This window comes from Neisseria sp. P0001.S005, from assembly GCF_051963715.1.
On the sequence record NZ_JBQCTZ010000947.1, the window covers coordinates 1 to 293 of the forward strand.

Genomic DNA, 293 nt, shown 5'->3' on the forward strand with positions numbered 1-293 from the left:
CGCCCTCTGTTTGCCTATGAAATGGTCGGCATCTGCGCAGAAGACCACCCGCTTGCCGACAAAGACGTTTGGGAAGCCGAAGACTTCATCGACGAAACCTTGATTACTTATCCCGTCCCCGACGAAATGCTGGATTTGCCCAAAAAAGTGCTGCTGCCCAAAGGCATTAATCCGCCGCGCCGCCACAGCGAGTTGACCATCGCCATTATTCAGCTAGTTGCCAGCAAACGCGGCATCGCCGCCCTGCCCTACTGGACGGTCATGCCGTATTTGGAAAAAGGCTACGTCGTCCA

1 protein-coding gene is annotated in these 293 nt (G+C 55.3%); it reads left to right on the top strand.

What is annotated here, in order from left to right; genetic code table 11:
• The coding region (locus ACTHSP_RS23625) for a LysR substrate-binding domain-containing protein (protein WP_440347190.1) at positions 1-293 on the top strand (293 nt) is incomplete at both ends.